This window comes from Streptomyces sp. NBC_01478 (assembly GCF_036227225.1).
Lineage (GTDB): Bacteria > Actinomycetota > Actinomycetes > Streptomycetales > Streptomycetaceae > Streptomyces.
This window is the reverse complement of record NZ_CP109444.1, coordinates 77,412-98,218: the sequence shown is the minus strand read 5'-3', so window position 1 is coordinate 98,218 and position 20,807 is coordinate 77,412. Positions and strand designations below refer to the sequence as shown.

Below are 20,807 nucleotides of genomic sequence, written 5' to 3'. Positions count from 1 at the left end.
CGCTGGTGGCTGGTTGTCAACCCGTCGGACGTGGCACCCCACATACCGGGCTGGAAGGAAGCTGCTGGTAAAACAGGACTGTCGTCCGCTCACGCGGCGGCGTCGAATAGGGGAAACCAGAGGAGGCGACCGTGGCTCAGGACGCAAAGGTGCCGACCGAGATCGCACAGACTCTCGACCGCGGCCTGCAGGTCCTCGAGTTCTTGGGCTCGTCGGTGAATGGGTTCACGGCCACCGAAGTGGCGCAGCAAATCGGTGTGCATCGCTCGATCGCCGCGCGACTGCTGGCCACATTGGCCAACCGCAAGTTCGCCACCCGGCTCGCGGATGGGCGCTACGTCATCGGGACAGGGCTGTTCAGCCTGGCCCGGATGGTCGCGCGCGATCTGGTTTCGGTTGCGACGCCCATGCTCCGCGATGCAACGGAGCGAGTCGTCGCCACCTCGGTACTCCACGTCGCGGACGGCGATGAGGTGGTGACCGTGCTCTCCATCGAACCGCCCTCGGCGAACTTCCGCGTCGGGATGCGCGTAGGCGCCCGAGGCCCACTCGACCTGGCGGCCCACGGGATCGCGATCCTTGCCGGCCGCCCATCGATGCTCGGCGAGCGACCAGAGGTCGCCCAGGCCCGGGAACGCGGCTACGCCGCCACCACGGGAGAAGTCGTACCCGGCTACACCGGGTTGTCTGCGCCTGTCTACGTCGGTGGCGAAGCAACGGCCAGTGTCGGCCTGGTGATTCCCGCATCCAGAGGCGTCGAGGTGCCAGAACTCGCGGTCGAGGTAGTCAAACTGGCCCAGGCGCTCTCGGTGGCCAACGGATAGTGACGCCCCGGGGTGCAGGCAGCCGGCCAGGTGCGTCTTGAGAAGTGGTGTTCGGACTCTTACCCGATGCGGGCCTTTGCCCTGGTGTCAGGACGAGCGGCCGGATGCGAGAGCGGCATCCGGTTGATCTCTGAGATGTCGAAGGCGCCGAGGAGACCAGCACGACGACCGGGCCAGACGGCTTCCCCTGCACGCCCTAGCCGTGGGAAACCTTGCCGCGGCGGGCCCCGATCTGTTGCGCGCGATGGTCAAAACAATCACCGACGCGCTCATGCCTACCGAGGCCAGCGCCGCTGCAAAGCGGATACGACCGGGCTGGCGTCTGCCTAACTAGCTGCACCTGGCCCGATGTGTCGTCGACGACGGCTGACGTCTGCGGCGAGCTGCGGAACGCTTCCAGGTCAGCCACGCCACCGCCTTACGCTGGCCGGACGCTTCCGACGCTACGGTCCAGCGGGGATACGCGACCGCGTCAGCCGCCTGAGATGCCAGCCCCGCCGCACCCCGGCCGCTGTCGAGAAACAGGTTGTACGCCTGCGGCTCGCCCACCACATTCTGCGCCGCCACGGCCTGCCTGCCCTGGCCACGCTGAACAGGGCCGCCGGCGAACCTGCACGCCGCTGCGAACGCTCCCGGCCCGGTGAACTGGTCCGCATAGACGTCAAGAAGCTGGGCCGCATCCCCGACGGCCGCGGCCACAAAACTCTCGGCCGCGCAGCCGGCCGAGCCCACCAGGACCGCTGCATCGGCAGCGGATGCGCTACCTGCACACCGCCATGACACCAGGACCTCGATCGTCCCTTTCGCGTACCGCCGCGCCGTCGCCTCGGGCGCTTGGAGCCTGGCTGAACGTCTCGGCCGGCGCGTGTGCGCAAGAGCCAGGAGAGCCCACTCGGATGCGGCACCAACCTCGCCCCTCAGGGTGCCGGTGTGCCAGGCACGCGGTGGCTGTTCGAGGGCGTGGGCGGGTGCCTCATCAGGCTTGACATGACCGACACGCCGTGGCATCTTCGGTTATCGGTTATGGTCATCGTTTATCGGTGAGGAGAAGTAATGAGCGACCCGCGCGACGACGAGTTGGCATCACTCACGAAGGAGCTGGACGACTTCGCGGCGGCGGTCAACCGACCGGAAAGCGCCAAGTCCGCCATCAACGATGCGTTCGACGAGATCGACAAGCGGGGGCTCGTTCCTGGTCTCAAGATCGGCGAGACCGCGCCGGATTTCACCCTTTCTGACGCCAAAGGCGACCAGGTGCGCCTGGCGGACCGGCTGTCGCAAGGGCCAGTGGTGCTTGTCTTCTACCGGGGTTCTTGGTGCCCGTACTGCAATCTCGAACTTCGCGCCTACCAACAGGCCCTCCCGCAGTTCCAGAAGGCCGGCGCATCCTTGATCGCGATTAGTCCACAGCAGCCCGACGACGCAATGAGCATGACTGAGAAACATGACTTGGAGTACGACGTGCTCAGTGATGTGGAACAGGGTGTCCTTGCTGCCTACAAGATCCGCTTTGACTTGCCACCGCATGTGACCGAGCACATGCTCGACGGCACTCTGGCCGCTCTTGCCAAGCAGCAGCCCGAGGGCCATTACAGCCTGCCTGTGCCCGCCACGTTCGTGCTCGATCAGCAGGGAGTCATCCGGGCGCGGCATGTTTCCATGGCCTACCGCACACGGATGGAACCGTCAGAGGCGCTTGAGGCTGTTCGAAAGATTCAGTCAGCCAAAGCTCGCTAGATCCCTTCGGTACAGGGCCGACAACTAGGCTGTCCTCCATTCGCCGACCTGATCGGTCTGTTTCGAACGGTCGTGTTGGATGGGGCGAGTTGGCTGGTGCGAAGGCATGCAGAAGGGGTCTCTGGGCGGCATGCGGGTTCTGCTGGGTGTTCGCAGTGAATGAAGCAGTCACGTCAGGCCAGGACAAGGCCATTGCGCTTCTATGGGTGAACGGCCTGTTCGCCAGAGAGACTTGCACGATGGTCTGACCCTGTTCACGGGGGCAGTCACCGGCAGCGGATGCGCGTCCCGGACAGATACCCAGGTTGTCGCGCCTCTTGGCCCAGGCATGAGCTACACGTGCAGGATCCGGGGACCAGTTCCGTTGGCCATGCCCGGAGGGGGCGAAATCCTCGACGAGTACGCCGAGGGGTTGGTCGTCGCTGGCATCGACTTGTCTCTGGTCGACCTGGCCAAGAACGCCGCAGACCCCACCGGCCACTACGCCGGGTCGGACGCCACGCGACTGCTGCACGACGACCGGCCCAGGCCGGCCGTGGTCCGGCCCGGCGAGGCTGGTGGCGGACCCTGCTTCGTCGACTTGGACGAGTCAGCAGACGGCGCCGCCGCTGAGGTTCCACTTTCACGGCCTTGGCATAGGGGCCGCGCTCGCCCATCTCGCCGCTCGGAGGCTCACGTGCCGGAGCATCTAGACCACCTCCAATGGCGGTGGCCGCAGCCGACTGCAATGCCGCCCAGCCGAGGCCAGACGGTCCGGCCTGCCGTTACCCAACATGCTGAGCCCGACGAGGCGTTCAGCGCCTGACCGTCGACACATCCGGAGGGCATCGTGGATCGTCGAGTGCTGGGGCTTGAGGGCTGGCGCGAGCTGATCGCCGCTGACCCGCATACCGCTCGGGAGCGCGCCAGGGACACGGCGCTGGAGAGTGCCGCGGACCTCGGAGCGTTCCTGAGCGTGGCGGAGCCCGGTTCCCCGCCGCCTCCGCGGCGGGCCCGGGGAATGAAGGGCATGCCCTTCGCAGTGAAGGACAACATCAACACTTCTTCGCTGGCGACAACGGGTGGGTCGGCTGTACTGGATGGATCGCTGCCCCGCGCGGACGCCGGGGTCGTTCAGAGCCTGCTTGACGAGGGTGCCTGGGTGGTCGGCAAGACCAATCTGCACGAGCTCGCCCTGGGAGTCACGTCGGAGAACGGGGCGTTCGCCGACGTACGGAACCCGTATGACGCCGGGAGATCGGCCGGCGGGTCGAGCGGAGGGAGCGCGGTCGCTGTCGCAGTCGGTGCTGCGGCGTTCTCCCTCGGCACCGACACAGGCGGGTCGATGACGATCCCCGCTGCGTGCTGCAGCGTTGTCGGGTACCGGCCGACCCGTGGCCGGTACCCCGTCGATGGGCTCCTGTCGATTTCCTGGACACGGGACAGCATCGGCGTGATGGCCACATCGGTTGCCGATGTGATCGCAGTTGACGCAGCGGTGACCGGTCGGCGTCCGAGCCAGACCCGCCGACACCGCCGCCCCCTGCGGCTGGGCGTTCCACATAACCGTCTGAGCGATCTTGACGACGACGTGGCCGTCGTCGTCGACGACGCCTTCAGCCGCCTGGAGGGGAGCGGGCTCGTCGAGCTGCACGAAGTGTCGACGGCCTCCCTTGACGCGCGCGCGTTCGAGCACGGCTTCGCGGTGGTCGCCTTCGAGGCCCCCCGAACTGTCGAGGCGTATCTGAGCGAACTGCGACCGCCCTACAACGGCCTGGACCTGGCGACGCTCGCATCCGGCGCACGGTCGGGCGACGTAAAGGCACTACTCGCACATATGCTGGCCGACCCCATCGGGCGGGACCGCTACCGCCGGGCCCGGGACGCGCGCGACGCCGTGCAGGCCGACTACGGGAGAGTGGCCTCCTCGACGCAACTGGACGCTCTGCTCTATCCGACCATCCCCTCCCGCCCTCCACTACTGGGGGGAGGCGCCGTCATGACGCACCGTAACCGGACTGTGGAGACCTTCCCCACGCTGACCCGGCACACCGAAGCCGGGGCGTTCGCCGGGAACCCGTCGATCAGCCTGCCCGCTGGCTGCGACCGCGGGGGACTACCAGTCGGACTCACGCTTGAAGGGCTGCGAGGCGCTGACGATCGGCTACTCGAAATCGCGGCCGTGACCGAATCGGCCCTGGCCGGTGCCGAAATGCCCGTCCTGACCGGGGAGAGATGACCCATGGCAGAGATCATCATGACTCACCGCATCGACGAGCTCCCGCTTGAGAGCGGCGAAACCCTGCGCGACGTCGAGATCCGCTACCGGACCTACGGAAGGCTGAACGCCGAACGCAGCAACGCCGTGCTGTATCCGACCTGGTTCCTCGGCCGGGACTCGGACAACACCTGGGCGATCGGGCCCGGGAAAGCGCTGGACCCTAACCGCTACTTCGTGGTCGTCCCGAACCTCATCGGCAACGGCATATCGACCTCACCGTCGCGCGCGGCCACCGAGCACAGCGGTGCAAACTTCCCTGTGGTGACCTACCGAGACCAGGTACAGGCTCAGTACGACCTCGTCCGGACCCTGGGGATCGAGCGTCTTCACGCCGCGGTCGGCTGGTCGATGGGCGCCGCCCAGGCACTGCATTGGGGCGTGGAGTATCCGGAATCGGTCGGCCGCGTCATGGCCTCCTGCGGAACTGCACGTACCACCGAACACAACCGTGTCTTCCTCGACGGCGTCGCCGCCGCGATCACCGCTGACTCCGACTTCGCCGACGGCCACTACCGGGAGCAACCGGTACGCGGCCTGCGCGCCGCCGGGCGCGTCTACGCTGGCTGGGCCTTCAGCCAGGCCTTCTACCGGGAGCAGGCGTATCACACACTCGGATTCAGATCCTGTGAGGAGTTCGTCGTCGGCTTCTGGGAGGAGATATTTGTACGGGACAGAGACGCCAACGACGTGCTGTCGATGATCGAGACCTGGAAGCGGGGCGATGTCGCGTCCGGCCCGCGCTTCGACGGCGACCTCGCAGCCGCACTGGGCACCATCACCGCGCCCACCCTGATCTTGGCAGCCGAACGAGACCTGTACTTCTGCGCCGAGGACCTCGAGTACGAAGCCTCGTGCATCCCCGGTGCACGCTTCGAAGTGCTGCCCGGTGTATGGGGGCACGCGGCCGGGGCAGGGGTGAACCCGGTCGACAGCGCAGTCGTCGACCGGCTGACCCGCGAGCTGCTGGAACAATGACCGAGATCTCTGCCCCGCTGCACGGCAGTGTCCGAAACCAGATCGCCCGAGGGACAGGGCGGATCGAGACGGTGGATGCCGATCCGGCCGGGTGGGAGAGCGTGATCGGCGAGACGCTCGTCGATCTGGAGTCCCTGAAGCCGGCCGCACGGCAGTTCCTCTGCACGTTGACGACTCGTGGCGCAGGTGGACATCTCGCTGTCCGACACCCGCAGCCAGCACACTCCCACTGCCGTGGTTGCTGCATGTATCCTGGGAGCCACCGTCTGTGAGGCATTAATCGGCTGGCAGTAGTCGAGAGTCTTTCCAGCCAACGGATTGCTTTACGCACGAAACTCCCACGGCGCACACTGGCTCCATGGGAATTCTCGTTGCCCGCGGCATGGACGAGTGGGCCCAGGTGATTTCGGAGAGCTTCGTTCCGCTGTCGCTGGGCACCATGGCGGGCGCCTTCAAGGGTTCGGTGCACTCCAACGCGCTGGGGCCCGCCGTGACGCTCTCCGCGGTCAAGGTGCAGGGCTACTCCGTCGCCACCCGGACCTCCAGGCTGGTGCGCACCCAGCCGCGAGACGACTTTCTGTTCTCCCTTCATCTCGACGGTGAAGGCGCCCTGGTGCAGGACGACCATGAGGCGGTGCTGGCGCGCGGGGGCGGGGTGCTGTACGACTCCGCGCGGCCCTACCAGCTGCTTTTCCCAACCAGCCATCGTCAGCTGGTGCTGCAAATTCCCCGGCAGCATTTGTGTGACCGGGTAGGCCGCGTAGCGGAGGTGTGCGGGCGGGCGCTGCCCCCCGGCGGCCCTGGCGTCCGGGCCCTGGCTGCCTATGTGCGCGAACTCGCCGAGACCTGCGAGAACCTCGCCAGTACTCCTCGGGCTGAGCTGGGGGTCACGACCGTCGACCTTCTGGCCATCGTCCTGCGTGCGGCTGTCGGCGATGACGCCGGCCCGCGCGGATTCCCAGGGCGGGCCGCCTTGTTGGCATCGATGCAGACGTATGTACGCGATCACCTGTCCGACCCTCGTCTGACACTGACGGAGCTGGCCCGGTTCCATGGTGTGTCCGTGCGCTACACCAACGAGTTGTTCGCCGCTGAGGGTTCCTCTCCGGCCGCGTTCATCCGCGCAGAGCGACTGCGTGCCGCGCACCGCCTGCTGGCCGACCCCCGGTACTCCGCGCTTACGGTCTCCACCGTCGCGACCCGCTGCGGCTTCGGCGATCGCACCACGTTCACTCGCGCCTTCGTACGGGCGTATGGCCTGCCGCCAATCGCCTTTCGTGCGGCGCACGGCTACGAGCCTGAGCAGCGCGGTCCAGCCCGTCGCCGGTGACCGCAACTGAGCCTCTTTCATCCTGAATAGTCGCAGGTCATGAGTGTGTGGATGGCTTGGACGGTGCGGCTGATGCGGCGGGTGGAGGAGCGTGCTCTGCGCATGATGTGCCAGGACTTGAGTAGGGCGAAGGCGCGTTCGCCGGGGGCTCGGAGCCGGGCGTGGTCGCGGTTGAACTGCTGGTAGTGCTCGGGCTGTTCGTTGTGGTGGTAGTAGGGGGTGCGGAAGGTGGCGCCGGCGCCCTGGTAGGCGCGGTCCGCCAGCACGAGGATCTGCCGGGTCAGGCAGGCCTGGACGATGCCGTGGGCGCGGGCCGAGGTCAGGTCATGTGTGCGGCCGGGTGTCGCGCGGGAGAACCACAGCGGTGTGCCGTCAGGGCGGGCGATGACCTGCACGTTCATGCCGTGCTTCTTGTGTTTCTGCGAGTAGTACGGCTGATCGGCGCGGACGCGGTCGGTGGGGATCAGCGTGCCGTCAACGATGACGTGGTCGCCCTCACCGAGGCCGGTGAGGGCTTCATGGAGGCCTGGGGCCCAGGAAGCCAGCACCTCCAGGGCCTCGTCCACGTAGCGCCAGGCGGTGGCCTGCGATATGGCGAACCCGGCGCCGAGCTGGGCGAACGTCTCGTTTTTGCGCAGGTGGACCAGTGTGAGCAGTGCCTGGTCGAAGCAGCGGAGCTTCCGCCAGCGGGTGTTACGTGCGCGGCGGTGCTCGTACAGCAGCCAGGCGACGTGCTCAACGAGCTCATGCGGGACGTCGAGGGTGGCAGGATACGGAACCAACAGGGCCCCTTCGGTCGCCGGTGTGCTGAGTGGAATCACCACGCCAACGACGAGGGGCCCTGCCTCGTCACCACAGCCACTGACCAGCCCATTTCACCCGCCAGCACAGGATGAAAGAGGCTCACTGACCGCCGAAAACGCCGCAAACTCGCGCGCACAACGCCGCATCGACTGGTTCGCGCACGCCTACGGTTTTGGCCACCTCAATAACACCCACTCGCCCGGAGGCCGCCATGTCGTCCGTTTACCGTGTCGCAGCCGTGCAGGCCGAGCCCGTATGGCTCGACGCCGGCGCCACAGTTGAGAAGACCATCGGACTCATCGAGGATGCAGCGGCGCAGGACGTGGCTCTCCTCGCCTTTCCCGAGGCATGGATCCCGGGCTACCCACTGTTCCTGTGGCTGGGCGCGGTGGCTGGGCAGGTGCCGTACGTCGCCCAGTACCACGCAAACTCCCTCACCCTGGACAGCCGTCACCTCACAGCGATCCGTGAGGCGGCCCGCCGCACAGGTGTGACCGTCGCTCTCGGCTACAGCGAGAAGGACCACGGCAGCCTCTACATAGCGCAGACCATCATCGGCCCCGACGGCGGTGTCCCGCTGCACCGCCGCAAGCTCAAGCCCACCCATGTCGAACGCAGCCTCTTCGGTGAAAGCGACGGCAGCCACCTCAAGGTCATCGACACCCCGCTCGGTCGGCTCGGCGCGTTGAACTGCTGGGAACACCTCCAGCCGCTGAACAGGTACGCCATGTACGCCCAGCACGAGCAGGTCCACATCGCAGCCTGGCCCGCCTTCGGCCTGTACAAGGGCATCGCCTATGCCTTCAGCGCCGAGGCCAACCTCGCCGCAACGCAGAGCTACGCCCTGGAAGGCGGATGCTTCGTCATCGCCCCGAGCCAGATAATCGGCGAACGGGCCATCGAGACGTTCGCGACCAACGACGAACAGCGTGCTCTGCTCACCACTGGCGCCGGCAACTCCCGCATCTACGGCCCCGACGGATCGCCTCTGGGCCAAAACCTCGACGAGTACACCGAGGGGTTGGTCGTTGCCGACATCGACTTGTCTGTGATCGACCTGGCCAAGAACGCCGCAGACCCCACCGGCCACTACGCCAGGTCGGACGCCACGCGACTGCTGCACGACAATCGGCCCAGGCCGGCCGTGGTCCGGCCCGGCGAGGCTGGCGGCGGACCGTACTTCGTCGACCTGGACGAGTCGGCAGACGGCACCGCCGCTGAGGTTCAGCTTTCAAGCCTGGCCTGATCTCGTGTGGTGAGCGCGGCTTTCACGGCCTTGGCATGGGGGGTCGCGCTCGCCCATCTCGCCGCTCGGAGGCTCATCCGCTTCCGGGAGGCAGGGAACCTAACACCAGATGACGACTGCCGGGAAAAGAAAGTCAGTTTGGATCATTGTCCGTCGTATGGATATGCCGGAGGGCCGCGCTTTGGACATCGCTTTGACCATGCCATTCCATACTGCCGCCGCTACCAAAACAAGTGTTCCTCACATCCCTCGCACCCCCCGAGGGGGATCGTCATGTACCTCGCCGAAGCGCCTGTCGCATCACCCAGACCCACCCCCACCGAAGTCGCATACGCCAGCCCGGGCCAGCAGGCGCTGCTTGCCCTGCCCGCCACTGCGGCCTGCGTACCCGTAGCCCGTCGCTGGGCCGCCGTGCTGCTCAACTACTGGGGAGTGCTTCCGGATGACGAAGATTCCGCCCTCCTGATCATCGGCGAACTCGCCGCCAATGCCGCCCTTCACGGGCGCGCTGACATGACGCTGCTGCTCTGCCTCGACGGCCGGACGCTGCGCATCACGGTTGCCGACTCCGGGGCGCCAGCGTCCCGCGTACGCGACGGCATCGATGCCGATGACTACGGCCGAGGCTGCGAGCTTGTTCGCCTGCTTTCTGAGTGCATGGCCGTGCAACGGACAGCCCAGGGCTGGATAGTCCAGGCCGTAGTGCACTGCTGGTGACCAGTGCTCAGGAACACGCCTACGCAGGCAGTGGATGGTAGCCATGGCGCACGTGGGGTGCTGATGCGATCACGTGAGCAGGAGGGTTGAAGGGCGGCACGCCTCTCAGGTGTGGATTTCCGTTCCGGGAAAGGCCACGCCGGTGATAAGACTGACCAAGACGCCTCGGTTCGCTATTGAACGTCAGAATTAATAAACCCGGCTATATTGTCTGCAAGTTTAACGCGTTTGTTCGTCTCATATAGAATGGGCGGCCCGCTGGTGCTTTGAGCGAGCGATTGTCCAGGGTCAGGTGTGAGTGCTTTGCTGGGCAGGGTTGGCGGCAGATGGTGCGGATGCCAGCCCAGCGCCTCAGGGGCTCGTGGCGGATCGAGCAACTCGACGGATGCGCCGCAGGAACAGGCCGTGTAGCCGTGTCCGTGTCACCGGTCTTGGTTAGCGTTCCGTCGGACCTCGATGACCGGTAGAGACTTGCGTGGGGTGGCACCGGTTGGGACGTTCGCGAGACGTCGTCCGGTAGTTCGACGTACTTGCCCCACAACGCCGAGAGCGCGCCCGTATCCGCAGCGAAAAGGGCATCCGCCGGGGCGGACACCCCTTCGCCCCGGCTGCGTGACCGAACCCGGTCGAACCCTATGCGGTCGGAGCACCAGCAACCTGGGACAGCTGCAGCGGGGCAGCAGTCTTCGCCCGTACCTCCTCCTCGGTGACGCCCGGAGCGAGATCTACTAGTCGCAGGCCGTCCGGATTCACATCGATGGTGGCGAGATCTGTGATGATGCGGCTGACCACACCGGTGCCGGTCAGCGGCAGGGTGCACTCTTGGACGATCTTCGGGCTTCCGTCCTTGGCGACGTGGTCCGTGAGCACGACAATCCGGCGGGCGCCGACCACGAGGTCCATGGCCCCGCCCATGCCTTTGACGAGGGCACCCGGGATTGTCCAGTTCGCCAGATCGCCCTTTGCGCTGACCTGCAGGGCCCCCAGGACGGCGATGTCGATGTGGCCGCCGCGGATCATGCCGAAGGACGTCGCGGAGTCGAAATAGCTGGCACCGAGGTTGACGGTGACGGTCTGCTTGCCCGCGTTGATCACGTCAGCGTCCTCCTCGCCTTCCCAGGGGAACGGGCCGAGGCCGAGGATGCCGTTCTCGCTCTGCAAGGTCACTTGGATGCCGTCGGGAATGTGGTTGGCCACGAGAGTCGGAATGCCGATCCCCAGGTTGACGTAGTCTCCGTCGTTAAGTTCGGCAGCTGCGATCGCCGCCATGTCGTCACGTGTCCGGGGCACGAGTCTTCCCTCCTAGGCTTCGACGGTCATGCGGAGGCGGACCGTGCGCTGCTCGATTTCCTTGCCCCGATCCCTCGCGGCCACCACATGCCTGACGTAGATGCCCGGGGTGACGACCGATTCGGGGTCGGTGAACTCCTCGGACAGCTGCTCTGCCTCTGCAACAGTCACCCGGCCGCACGTGGCCACGAGGGGGTTGAAGTTACGTGCAGACGCCCGGTACGTCAGGTTGCCGGCCTGGTCGGCGGTATGGGCGTGCACGAGCGCGAGGTCAGCGACGATCGCCCGCTCCTGAACGTGGAGGTGCCCGTCGAACTCGGCGTGCGGCTTGCCTTCGGCGACGGGCGTGCCCACGCCGGTCCTTGTGTAGAAGGCCGGGATCCCGGCCCCGCCCGCCCGCATGCGCTCGGCGAGCGTGCCCTGTGGGGAGAACTCCACGTCGAGGGCCTTGTCCAGGTATTGCTGGGCGAACAGTTTGTTCTCGCCCACGTACGAGGCAATCACCTTGACCACCTGACGATTCTCGAGCAGCAGGCCGAGGCCCTTGCCGTCGACCCCCATGTTGTTGGACACGATCGTCAGCGCCGTGACGCCGCTGTCCCTTACGACCTCGATGAGGTCGTAAGGGACGCCGCAGAGACCGAACCCGCCGACGGCGATCGTCATCCCGTCGGTCAGCACGCCGGCCAAAGCCTCTTCCGCGTTCGCGCGTCGCTTGGACAATTCGCCCACCTTCCGCCTTGGTCGTTCACTCTCCGAGCGCTGGAGAGTCAAGCTCTTCGATCCCTTACTGGGCAAGAACCTGCGCATTTATCGAGCAAAGCGATTGACCTGTGAGCGGAGAGCGGGCATGGCGTCCACTCAGTGAACGTACGATGAGGTGCATGGACGCGACCCCGGCAGCTCACCTCGTCGGTAGGGTCAGCGCAGTTCTGCGCGCGCTGTCGACGGTCAACGAGGCCGGTGCGGGCACGGCCGTCCTGGCGAAGGCGACAAGCCTGCCCAGACCGACCGTGCATCGGCTGCTCGTCTCGCTCGCGGAGGAGGGGTTCGTCGACCGCGATCGACGCAGTGGGCACTGGTTCCTCGGCCCCGAGCTGTATCTGCTCGGCGGAGTGGCCGGCACTCGCTACGACATCACTCGCCATGCGCGCGAGAGCGTGCACCGGCTTGCGACCCTGACGGGGGAGAGCGCGTTCTTCTCGGCGCGGCGGGGCGATGAGACAGTGTGCCTTCTACGCGAGGAGGGGGATTTCCCCATCCGTTCCTTCGTGTTGTACGAGGGCGCGCGTTTCCCACTGGGCGTCGTATCAGCGGGCCTGGCAGTGCTGTCGTTCCTCGACGACGCAGAGATCGACGCCCATCTCGCGGGCCGGGATCTGGTCGGCCAGTGGGGCCAGGCACATGCTCCGGATGCGGTGCGTGAACGCATCCGGCAGACCCGGACCGACGGCTATGCCGTGAACCCCGGACTCGTCGTGGAAGGCAGCTGGGGCATGGCGGCAGCCGTATTCGACCATGCCGGACAGCCCGCGTGGGCGCTCACTCTGACCGGCGTGGAAACCAGGTTCCGCCCCGAACGCAGACCTGAACTCGGTGCGCTCCTGCTGCGCGAGGCGCATACCCTCGGCCGGGTGCTGACCAGTGGCGTCGACACCCAGCGGTGACCGCTGCGTGACACACGCCGCGGGACCTGATACCGGCCATGCGACTGGCCTGGCCGCGAGCACGGTGATCTGCGTCAACAACCCAGGTGGCGCCTCCCTACGTTCTACGGGCCGGGCTGGTCCGTCGCGACGCCAACCCGGCGTAACGAGAAGCCCCCTCGTCCACGAGGGGGAGGAGTCACCAGCGAGTACGAGAGCTGCCGCCGCCCATGGAGTTCTTCACGATCCTGTCCAGATAAAGAGCGAGGTCCTTGGGACGGGAGTACATCGGGCCGTGGCCGGTGGGCCACTCGACGGTCTCGGCGCCCATGCGCGCGGCGAGTTCACGCTGGGTCGCCGCGGGCAGCGCGCGGTCCTCGGTGGCGATCAGGTAGTGGGTGGGCAACGTCCGCCAGGCGGGGCTGCCCGAGGGCGCGGTGTCGATGCCGAGGCGGGGGAGCTTCTGTACGGCGGCAGCGAGCGCGGTGCGCTCCTCGGCGGCGTCTGCGGCCATGACCTTGCCGTACGCGCGACGGTCGATGTACGAGTGTTGGTCCTCGGTGGTCCTGATGTGCTCGGGAAGCAAGCTGCCGGTGCGGCGGCGGGAGATGTCGCTCACCGATTCACCCTCGTCGGGGGCGAAGGCAGCGACGTAAGCGAGGGCCGCGACACTGTCTTGGCCGCGGGCCGCGTTGGTGATCACCGCACCGCCGTACGACCAGCCGGTGAGCAGCACGGGCTCACCGGTGTCGAAGGTGGTCAGCACCCGCCGCACGGCCGCGATGTCGTCCTCCATGGACTGGAGCGACAGCTGGGCGGCGACGGGATCGTGGCCCAGGGCAAGCAGTTCGGTGATCGTCTCACTCCAGCAGGAGCCGTCGGCCCACAGGCCGTGGACCAGGACGATGGCGGTCATGGAGTCCTCCTCGTGAACGGTTGGTTGTATTCGGTCGGACAGCGGTAAATCAGATGCTGAGGGCGTATTCGCTTGAATCGGCTGGTTGGTAGAGGCGTTGATGTTCGCGGGTGACGTGGTAGCGCCAGTGGGTGTCGAAGTCGCCGTTGCTCTGGTCGGCGCGCAGTCGGAGGACGGCTTCGGTGCCGTCGGGACCCCAGCGGTCATGATGCTGTGTTCGAGGTGTCGGTCTGGTGCTGGAAAAGGGTGCGGTACTGCTGGGGTGAAGTGCCGAGGTATCGGTGGAAGGTGGCTCGGAGTGCGGCGGGACTGCCAAGGCCGCTGAGGTGGCCGATCTGCTCGATGGCCACGGTTGTTGTTTCGAGCAGCTCTCGCGCCCAGTCGAGGCGGGCGCTGGTCAGCCAGGCCAGTGGCGAGGTGCCCGTCTCCTCGCGGAAGCGCCGAGCGAATGTGCGGCGGGACATGTGCGCGTGTTGCGCAAGTGTGTCCAGGGTGTGGTGGTGTGCGAGGTTGGCCAGTATCCAGTCGCGGACGGGGGCAAGCTCGGTGCCGCTCGCGGCCGGACGAAGACGTTCGATGAACTGGGCCTGCCCGCCCACTCGTTGCGGTGGCGCCACCAGGGCCCGGGCGCGGGTGTTTGCTGCGGCGGCTCCGTGGTCGCGGCGGATGATGTGCAGGCAAAGGTCGATGCCCGCGGTCACGCCCGCGGAGGTAAGGATGTCCGAGTCGTCGACGAACAGCCGGTTCGGCACGACGGAGATCCGCGGATACAGGCGCTGCAGGCGGCCGGCTTCCTGCCAGTGAGTCGTCGCTTGGCGTCCGTCGAGGAGCCCCGCGGCCGCCAGGGCGAAGGCACCGGTGCAGATCGAGACGATCCGCCCACCGCGGGCATGGACGGCACGCAATGCCCGCAGGACGCTGCCGGGCACCGCCGCGTCCGGGATCTCATAGCCGGGAACAACCACTGTGTCGACGTCGTCCAGCGCTTCGAGGCCGGTGCGCGCGGCCAGCTCGAAGCCGCCGCTGCTGCGGATGGGCCCGGCTGCCGGATCGGTGCACACCGTGACGTCGTAGTGCGGGTCCGTCCCGAATGCCTGAACGGGGATCCCGAAGTCGAGCGCGAGAACGCCGGGAAGCGCCAGGACTGCAACACGGTGTTGGCTGGTCGTCTGCATGGCCCGATCCTAGCGGTGGGTGACCCTCGGGCCACTGGCGAGTGGGAGGGACCGCTTCGTAGCGTCGAGGCATGACATTCACCCTCGATCTGCCGACCGGGCCGCTGGCCGATGCTGTGCTCCGCGCGGTGCAGTCCTCGGAGAGCGCCTCGATCGCGAACCACAGCGTGCGCAGCTTCTTCTTCGCGCAGCTTCTCGCCGAACACGAAGGCGCCCTGGACGATGCCGCCTACGACCGTGATCTGCTCTTTGCGGCGACTGTCCTGCACGACCTGGGGGTCGGCGACCTCGCTCAGGGCGACGCACGGTTCGAGGTGGAGGGCGCGGATCTTGCTGCCGCGCTGCTGACTGAGCACGGTGTCGACGCGCAGGACGTGGACCGGGTGTGGGAGGCGATCGCCCTGCATGCCTCGCCTGGGATCGCCCAACGGCGTGGACTGCTCGCCTACCTGACGTATGAGGGCATCGCTGCCGACTTCGGACTCAACGCGGAGATCGTTGCCGATTGGGAGAAGGAGATCCACAGCGTGTATCCGCGGCTGGCGATGATCCGGTCGCTGACTGACGCCATTACGGAAAGGGCCGCACGGTCCGCCGCGGCGGCACCCCTCTACTCGATCGGCGGCGAACTGCTGCGCGAACGCCGCGCCGACGGCATCACCACCCTCGAACTCGCCGCCGCATCCTCCCCCTGGGGAGAGTGAGCACAGCGGGCGGGCACAGGTTGCGGTGGAACTGAAACTCCGCGCCGCGCTCAGCAACGGCGACTTCGAACCCTGCTGCCCGATCCGGCGGCCACCGAACGGCCACGACCGGCGTTCACCCGGGAGTCGCCACGGCATCGGGCGCAGATGTGCGCTTTCACTGGGCCGACCACCAACTGAGTCTTGCCCAGCGGGAGTTGTGGACTACCGGCGGAGGTTCGACCCCTCCCTCGGCATGAGCATGCGCCGCGAATGTCCGGGTTGCTCGCGTCGCGACGGGCGGCGTCCACCCCCGTTATCTTCTTCGCGGTTCCGCAATGGGACCGCTGGCCTCCGGGCCCGGCATGGCTGTTCCCCCCTGTCGAACCGATGACCTGGGGGGTGGTGCCACCGGGCCCGGGAGGCGCCGTTGGAGACGCTGATGAGAGGTCCGACTACCGCCTGGCCGGGCGTAATGCCCGGCAGTACACAAGCGGCAGGTCTGCATAACGTGGATGCGCGCATACGACGCCAACGCCCCGGCCAGCACGCACGACATCCGTTCGGGAGGACGGCGTGAACGACAACGACGACATAGGCGTCTTCCTCGGCCTGGACGTCGGCAAGAGCACCCATCACGGGCACGGACTCACCCCGGCCGGCAAGAAGGTCTTCGACAAGCCCCTGCCCAACACCGAGCCGAAACTGCGGGACGTCTTCGAGAAGCTGAAGGCCAAGTTCGGCACCGTCCTGGTGATCGTCGACCAGCCCGCCTCCATCGGCGCCCTGCCACTGACGGTGGCCCGGGACGCCGGCTGCAAGGTCGCCTACCTGCCGGGCCTGTCGATGCGGCGGATCGCCGATCTCTACCCAGGCGAGGCCAAAACCGACGCCCGCGACGCGGCCGTGATCGCCGACGCCGCCCGCACCCTGCCGCACACACTGCGCTCGCTGGAGGCGACCGACGAGATCACCGCCGAACTCACGGTCCTCGTGGGCTTCGACCAGGATCTGGCGGCCGAGGCCACCCGCACCTCCAACCGGATCCGCGGCCTGCTCACCCAGTTCCACCCCAGCCTCGAGCGGGTCCTGGGACCGCGTCTGGACCATCAGGCTGTGACCTGGATGCTGGAACGCTACGGATCCCCTGCCGCTCTGCGAAAAGCCGGACGCCGCAAGCTGGTTGAGGTGATCCGGCCCAAGGCCCCCAGGATGGCCCAGCGGCTGATCGACGACGTCTTCGACGCACTCGACGAACAGACCGTCGTCGTTCCCGGCACCGGCACCCTCGACATCGTGATCCCCTCCCTGGCCCGCTCGCTCGGAGCCGTCCACGAACAACGCCGGGCCACAGAAGCCCAGATCACAGTCCTGCTGGAGGATCACCCTCTTTCGAAGGTCCTGACGTCGCTGCCCGGCGTCGGCGTCAGGACCGCCGCCACCCTGCTGGTAACCGTCGGCGACGGCACCAGCTTCCCCACCGCCGCCCACCTCGCCTCCTACGCCGGCCTCGCCCCGACCACGAAGTCGTCGGGCACCTCCATCCACGGCGAACACGCCCCCAGAGGCGGCAACCGGCAACTCAAACGCGCGATGTTCCTCTCCGCGTTCGCCGCCCTGCACGATCCCGCCTCCCGCACCTACTACGACAAATGCCGGGCCCGAGGAAAAACCCACACACAAGCCCTCCTCCGCCTCGCCCGCCAACGCATCAACGTCCTGTTCGCGATGCTCCGCGACGGCACCTTCTACGAACCCAGAACCCCACACCTCGCTTGACGAAAGACATAGAGGCACCCCCCCGCAGAGCTGCTGCAGGATCCCGCGCCCGAAGGGCCTGCCGTTCGCCCCGGCCGGACGGCTCGCGGGCGGGGCGGGCGTCAGTCGTCTCCGGCATGCAGAACCGCCCATACATCCGATCCATTGCTCCGGATTTGACTGCATGGAGGCCGCTCTCTTCGCATCAAGCCCCGTACAACCCGTTGACAGCTCCAAGCGCGTGCTGCCACGTTGACCCCATTCATCGGATGTCTCAGCCTCTCCTGCGGGCATGCCCGCGGCTTGACGGATCCCGGAGCGGTCATGAAATGGATGGCGTCGACGTGCAAGATCCTCGGTTCTGTACTCGCCTTCGGACTGGTCGGCGCGGGAGCGCTGGGCGTGTCGGCAAGTCCGGCGCGGGCCGCCACGGCATCGGTGCTGTGGGCAGCGCCTGACGGCCACGGTGCGGCGTGCATATCGAGGAATCCCTGTTCCCTGACCACCGCGCAGGCCGAAGTGCGCGCTCTTGAGCACGGCCGGCACCCGGTGAGCCCCCGGGTCGAACTCCTCGGCGGCACGTACCGGTTGGACAAGACGTGGAAGTTCGGCGCGGAGGACTCCGGCCGGCCCGCCGACCCCGTGGTGTGGGAGGCCGCGCCCGGCGCCAAGCCGGTCATCTCCGGCGCCTCCAAGGTCACCGCCTGGCGTGAGGTGGGGAGCAGCGGTGTGTGGGCCGCACACGTGCCCCGCGGCAGCGCCACCCGTCAGCTCTACGTGGACGGCAGACAAGCCCCCATCGCCCAGGCCACCCCGGCGGCCCTGCACTTCACGGGCAACTGGGCCGGGTCGGCCACAGGGTATGACCTGTCGAACGACGCCGTGGCCCTGGCCTGGTTCTCGCACCTCACGCTTGCGCAAGTGGCGCAGGTCGAGTTCGACTATCCCGCTGGCAACGGCGCGTGGACCGACTCCAAGTGCGGGGCCGCACGGATGTCCGGCAGCACGCTGGTCATGGACCAGCCCTGCTGGACCAACGTCACCGACATCGCCCCGTTCAGCCAGGGCACCGGCGGCCTGCCGTCGATGCCCACCTCGCAGCTTCCCGACACGATTCAGGGCGCCCGCAGTCTTCTGACGCCCGGTCAGTGGTCCCTGGACGGTGCCACTGACACGCTCTACTACATGCCCAAGAGCGGTCAGCGGATGGCCGGCTTGGACGTCGAACTGCCCCGGCTGGAGAAGCTGGTGCAAGGTGCCGGCAGCCTGGCCAGGCCCCTGCACGACGTCACCTTCGAGGGCCTGACGTTCTCGTATGCCACCTGGAACGCCCCCTCGTCACCGGTGGGCTTCGCCGACGTGCAGAGCAACCTGCACAGAACCGGCGCCAGCAACCAGGGGCTGTGCACCTTCTCCGCACCCGCCGGCAGCTGCCCGTGGGGCGCGCTCACCCAGCCTCTCGCCAACGTCGCTTTTACCGGGGCCAGCCGTGTGACGATCACCGGGAACCGATTCGTCAACCTCGGGGGCGCCGGCCTGAGTTTCATGTACGGGGGATCGCACAACGTCATCGATGGCAACGAGTTCACCTCGATCGCCTCCACCGCGCTGTCACTGGGCTGCACGTTCGACCCGACTCCCACCGACACACCGGCCTCGGTGATCAAAGATCACTGCACTCCTGACCCGAAGACCGTGCAGGCGGACCAGGTCGGGACGAACGAGATCCTGGACCACACCACGGTCTCGAACAACGTGATCCACGACGTCGGCACCGACTACCGCTCGGCCTGCGGCATCACGCTGCTCTTCAGCCGCCACACCACGATCACGCACAACGAGCTGTACAACCTGCCGTACACCGGAATCACCGCGGGCGTCATCCAGGGCCACGTCGACGACGCCAACCACCCGCAGAACTCGACCAACATCAACGCCGACAACACGATCAGCAACAACCTGATCTTCAACGTCATGCAGGTCCTCGACGACGGCGGCGCGATCTACATGGAAGGCCACCAGGCGCAGTACGTCTACCAGGCCGACGGCACCATCGACGCGACGGCCACCCTGGCACACGGCCTGCACGTCACCGGCAACGTCGTCTACAACGACGGCTCGCGCTTCAACGCCTTCTACGACGACGCCGGTTCGGAGTGGATCAGCTTCAGCAGCAACGTCGAGTTCCACCCCCTGGCCTCACTCGGCGCCCAGGGCGGCTGCTCGGCCACCGGCCACTTCTGGGTCACCGGCAACTACTTCTCCGACCCCGCAGAGAGCTACTTCTGCACGCAGCCCATCGACTCCCACGCCAGCGACAACACCACCATCCCCGCGTCCCCGGGCCCGGGAGACATCCCCGTCTCCTTCCTCGTCCACGCGGGCGTCACCGACGGATACGGATCGCTGGTAGGCGGCCTCCCCCTCACCGCGAGCTACATCTCCGCGCCCACGCCCGTCGCCAGCTCCACGACCGAACGGGTCCTCATCGCCGGCGCCGGCTTCTCGCCTAGCACCCCGGTGTACTTCGGCGACCGGCGCGCCACCGACGTCCAGGTGGTCTCCTCCGGATTCCTGATCGCCACGGTACCGACCGGAGCCGACGGCACGGACGTCACCGTCGGCACCTACGTACCCCGTCCGGTCATCAGCGCCCCCACGAGCGGTACCACCGGCCTGGCCGACACCTTCACGGTGCGTGGCACAGCGGTGGCCGGCAACACCGTCGCGGTCACCGGCAGCACGAACCAGGCAGGCTGCACCGTAGCCGCTGCCGTCGACGGCGCCTGGTCGTGCACGCTCACCGACTCCTCGCCCGGCCAACAGTCCCTGTCCGCCACGCAGTCCGACAAGGACGGAGCCACGTCCAAACCGTCGGCAGCCGTCCTCGTCTACGTCGGCGCCCCGCCGGCCGCAGCACGTCTCAACGACACCGATCCGTCGATCGTCTACAACACCTGGGACTACTTGGGCAGCCGGGGCTACGGCGATCACGACGACGACGTCCACTACGCGACGACCGACGGCAGCAGCATCACGTACACGTTCATCGGCACCGGGATCAAGATGTTCGGTGAGGAGTTCACCGATCAGGGCAACCTCAGTGTGTCGATCGACGGCGGTCCCGCCACCGTCGTCGACACCGTGCCCGCCGACGGCGCGCGCCACACCGATGTCGCCGTCTACACCAGCACCGCCCTCACCGCCGGTGTCCACACCATCGTGGTCACCAAGCTCTCGGGCACCTACGCCACCTTCGACGGCTTCGAAATCGACAACCCTGCCTCCTCCCAGTAGCCGCTGGAGGCGCCGCCGCGAGCGAGGGTTCACGCACCACTGGAATCCGCGCAACGGGCAGACCTTCATGCGCGGCCGCCGCCGTGTCATGACTGCCTCTTGCGCGGGCTTCCCAATCGGTGCGGGCCGTGGCCTGCTCGGTTCCCCGA

Annotated in this window: 16 protein-coding genes and 2 pseudogenes; 13 read left to right on the top strand and 5 right to left on the bottom strand. The window is 67.2% G+C overall.

Annotation, left to right across the window (positions count from 1 at the left end; translation table 11 throughout):
- Positions 1–131 precede the first annotated feature (131 nt).
- The 6 genes and pseudogenes from OG223_RS00455 to OG223_RS00430 all read left to right on the top strand — a co-directional run bounded on the left by OG223_RS00455 (position 132) and on the right by OG223_RS00430 (position 7,126).
- Entirely contained in the window at positions 132–824 is a 693-nt protein-coding gene (locus tag OG223_RS00455) for an IclR family transcriptional regulator (RefSeq protein ID WP_329240689.1), read from the top strand.
- 334 nt (positions 825–1,158) lie between these two features.
- Positions 1,159–1,603, top strand: a pseudogene (locus OG223_RS00450) (IS481 family transposase); the annotation flags it as partial.
- Positions 1,604–1,877: 274 nt separating this feature from the next.
- Positions 1,878–2,561: a peroxiredoxin-like family protein gene (locus OG223_RS00445; RefSeq protein ID WP_329240686.1), complete on the top strand. Its 684-nt coding sequence runs from the start codon at positions 1,878–1,880 to the stop codon at positions 2,559–2,561.
- A gap of 829 nt (positions 2,562–3,390) precedes the next feature.
- Positions 3,391–4,779: an amidase family protein gene (locus OG223_RS00440; protein WP_329240682.1), complete on the top strand. Its 1,389-nt coding sequence runs from the start codon at positions 3,391–3,393 to the stop codon at positions 4,777–4,779.
- A 3-nt stretch (positions 4,780–4,782) separates the two neighbouring features.
- A complete protein-coding gene (locus OG223_RS00435) occupies positions 4,783–5,796 on the top strand; it encodes an alpha/beta fold hydrolase (RefSeq protein WP_329240678.1) in 1,014 nt (337 codons plus the stop codon).
- Positions 5,797–6,154: 358 nt separating this feature from the next.
- A complete protein-coding gene (locus OG223_RS00430; RefSeq protein WP_329240675.1) occupies positions 6,155–7,126 on the top strand; it encodes a helix-turn-helix domain-containing protein in 972 nt (323 codons plus the stop codon).
- 17 nt (positions 7,127–7,143) lie between these two features.
- On the opposite strand, the gene OG223_RS00425 is transcribed toward OG223_RS00430, so the two are convergent.
- Complete coding sequence (locus OG223_RS00425) at positions 7,144–7,950, bottom strand: IS5 family transposase (protein WP_329240672.1); 807 nt, start codon at positions 7,948–7,950, stop codon at positions 7,144–7,146.
- Positions 7,951–8,141: 191 nt separating this feature from the next.
- Between OG223_RS00425 and OG223_RS00420 the strand changes: the two genes are divergently transcribed.
- The 3 genes and pseudogenes from OG223_RS00420 to OG223_RS53840 all read left to right on the top strand — a co-directional run.
- Entirely contained in the window at positions 8,142–9,176 is a 1,035-nt protein-coding gene (locus OG223_RS00420) for a carbon-nitrogen hydrolase family protein (protein WP_329240670.1), read from the top strand.
- Positions 9,177–9,449: 273 nt separating this feature from the next.
- On the top strand, positions 9,450–9,893 hold the full coding sequence (locus OG223_RS00415) for an ATP-binding protein (RefSeq protein WP_329240667.1): 444 nt from the start codon (positions 9,450–9,452) through the stop codon (positions 9,891–9,893).
- Between the two features lie 523 nt (positions 9,894–10,416).
- Positions 10,417–10,509 (top strand): annotated as a pseudogene (locus tag OG223_RS53840) (integrase); the annotation flags it as partial.
- A gap of 17 nt (positions 10,510–10,526) precedes the next feature.
- On the opposite strand, the gene OG223_RS00410 reads toward OG223_RS53840, so the two are convergent.
- Both OG223_RS00410 and OG223_RS00405 read right to left on the bottom strand, forming a co-directional pair.
- Positions 10,527–11,162: a 3-oxoacid CoA-transferase subunit B gene (locus tag OG223_RS00410; protein ID WP_443073671.1), complete on the bottom strand. Its 636-nt coding sequence runs from the start codon at positions 11,160–11,162 to the stop codon at positions 10,527–10,529.
- 33 nt (positions 11,163–11,195) lie between these two features.
- Positions 11,196–11,906, bottom strand: coding sequence for a CoA transferase subunit A (locus OG223_RS00405; RefSeq protein ID WP_329240661.1), 711 nt, complete (start codon positions 11,904–11,906; stop codon positions 11,196–11,198).
- Between the two features lie 161 nt (positions 11,907–12,067).
- Between OG223_RS00405 and OG223_RS00400 the strand changes: the two genes are divergently transcribed.
- Positions 12,068–12,850 carry an IclR family transcriptional regulator gene (locus OG223_RS00400; RefSeq protein WP_329240658.1) on the top strand — a complete coding sequence of 261 codons (783 nt, stop codon included), beginning with the start codon at positions 12,068–12,070 and terminating at the stop codon, positions 12,848–12,850.
- A 178-nt stretch (positions 12,851–13,028) separates the two neighbouring features.
- On the opposite strand, the gene OG223_RS00395 is transcribed toward OG223_RS00400, so the two are convergent.
- Positions 13,029–13,745, bottom strand: a complete 717-nt coding sequence (locus OG223_RS00395; protein ID WP_329240655.1) for an alpha/beta hydrolase — start codon at positions 13,743–13,745, stop codon at positions 13,029–13,031.
- 203 nt (positions 13,746–13,948) lie between these two features.
- Complete coding sequence (locus OG223_RS00390) at positions 13,949–14,920, bottom strand: GlxA family transcriptional regulator (RefSeq protein WP_329240653.1); 972 nt, start codon at positions 14,918–14,920, stop codon at positions 13,949–13,951.
- Between the two features lie 71 nt (positions 14,921–14,991).
- On the opposite strand from OG223_RS00390, the gene OG223_RS00385 reads away from it, so the two are divergent.
- The 3 genes from OG223_RS00385 (at position 14,992) to OG223_RS00375 (ending at position 20,658) form a co-directional block, all read left to right on the top strand.
- The gene (locus OG223_RS00385; protein ID WP_329240650.1) at positions 14,992–15,624 is read left to right on the top strand and encodes an HD domain-containing protein; all 633 of its coding nucleotides are present in this window, start codon (positions 14,992–14,994) and stop codon (positions 15,622–15,624) included.
- 555 nt (positions 15,625–16,179) lie between these two features.
- On the top strand, positions 16,180–17,382 hold the full coding sequence (locus OG223_RS00380; protein WP_329240646.1) for an IS110 family transposase: 1,203 nt from the start codon (positions 16,180–16,182) through the stop codon (positions 17,380–17,382).
- 303 nt (positions 17,383–17,685) lie between these two features.
- Positions 17,686–20,658, top strand: coding sequence for an Ig-like domain-containing protein (locus tag OG223_RS00375; protein WP_329240642.1), 2,973 nt, complete (start codon positions 17,686–17,688; stop codon positions 20,656–20,658).
- Positions 20,659–20,807: the final 149 nt, after the last annotated feature.